Genomic DNA, 1,350 nt, shown 5'->3' on the forward strand with positions numbered 1-1,350 from the left:
TGGAGGTTCTGGCCGCGCTGCAATCGGAACATGCCCTCAAGCAGGTGCCCTTTGTGTTCCTGTCGGCCAGCGCGGAGTCAGAGCGGCTGGAGGAAGCCTTGCGCCTGGGTGCCAGCGGCTACGTGACCAAGCCCTTTAATTTCGCGCAGCTGCACGCGGTGCTCAAGCAGCACTTGCCCAAATAAGGCCTCAGCGTTATAGGCCCAGCGCCTTCCAGCCCGTGTGGCCCAGCTTTTCGAGCGTCTGGATGTTCTGCTCAAAGATAGCCTCAGCCTCGGGAAACGCCTCCACGGCCCGTTCCACGCTTTCCTCGCGCAGCAAATGCAGGATGGCAAAGGGTGCGCGGTTCGTGTAGTTGCCAATGTCGCCGGGCTCGGTGCCATCGAACTGGAACTGCGGGTGAAAGCTGGCCAGCTGGATCACACCTTCGAGGCCATGCTCATCCACCACGCCTTCGGCGATTTCCAGGAAATCGTTGAAGTCCAGGAAGTCGTCAAACAGCGTGGGGTGAATCAGCAGCGTGGTGTCGACCTCTTCGGCCGGCGTCGCCGCCAGCAGATCCAGTTCGCGGTCCAGTTCTTCGAGCAGGCCGTCCGCATGGCGGGCCCGGCTCACCACCAGGCGCACCTGGTTCTTGACATAGACCGCCTTGGCGAACGGGCACAGGTTGAGCCCGATCACGGCTTTTTCGAGCCACAAGCGGGTTTTGTCCAGAACCTCCTGGTCTGTCATGACTGCGTCCAGGCTTAGTGCAGGGCCTTAAAGCGCACACGCTTCGGTTTGGCGCCCTCTTCACCCAAGCGTTTCTTCTTGTCGGCTTCGTACTCCTGGTAATTGCCGTTGAAGAAAGTCCACTGGCTGTCGCCTTCGGCGGCCAGGATGTGGGTGGCGATACGGTCCAGAAACCAGCGGTCATGGCTGATCACCAGCACGGAGCCGGCGAATTCCAGCAGCGCGTCTTCCAGCGCGCGCAGGGTTTCCACATCCAAATCGTTTGAGGGTTCGTCAAGCATCAGCACGTTGCCGCCCGCGATCAGGGTCTTGGCCAGGTGCAGGCGCCCGCGCTCTCCGCCCGACAGCATGCCGACGCGTTTTTGCTGGTCTGCACCGTTGAAGTTGAAACGGCCAGCGTAGGCCCGGCTGGGCATGGTGAACTTGCCGACGGTCAGCATGTCCAGTCCGCCCGAGATGTCTTCCCAGACGGTTTTTTCATTGGCCAGATCATCGCGGTGCTGGTCGACGAAAGCCATGCGCGCGGTCTTGCCGATGGCGACTTCGCCGCTGTCGGGCGTTTCCTTGCCGGCGATCAGCTTGAACAACGTGGACTTGCCTGCGCCGTTCGGGCCGATG

General features: G+C 61.6%; 3 protein-coding genes. 1 reads left to right on the plus strand and 2 read right to left on the minus strand.

The genetic code is table 11. From position 1 onward, the window contains the following. Positions 1-185 (plus strand): response regulator (locus AC1DWI_RS23305; RefSeq protein ID WP_477725934.1); only part of this gene is annotated, 185 nt, incomplete at its 5' end. Positions 186-195: 10 nt separating this feature from the next. Here AC1DWI_RS23305 and AC1DWI_RS23310 read toward each other — a convergent pair. Together AC1DWI_RS23310 and AC1DWI_RS23315 are read right to left on the minus strand one after the other, a co-directional pair. Continuing rightward, positions 196-732 (minus strand): DUF1415 domain-containing protein, encoded by a 537-nt coding sequence (locus AC1DWI_RS23310; protein ID WP_477671427.1) that lies wholly within the window; start codon positions 730-732, stop codon positions 196-198. Positions 733-746: 14 nt separating this feature from the next. After that, positions 747-1,350, minus strand: a 604-nt coding sequence (locus tag AC1DWI_RS23315) for an ATP-binding cassette domain-containing protein (RefSeq protein WP_477725935.1), incomplete at its 5' end; no start/stop codon positions are given.

This window comes from Polaromonas sp. P3_C2 (genome assembly GCF_056402675.1).

Coding starts and splice junctions, on each gene's coding strand:
- AC1DWI_RS23310 (WP_477671427.1), bottom strand. CDS start 732: ATGACAGACCAGGAGGTTCTGGACAAAACCCGCTTGTGGCTCGAAAAA.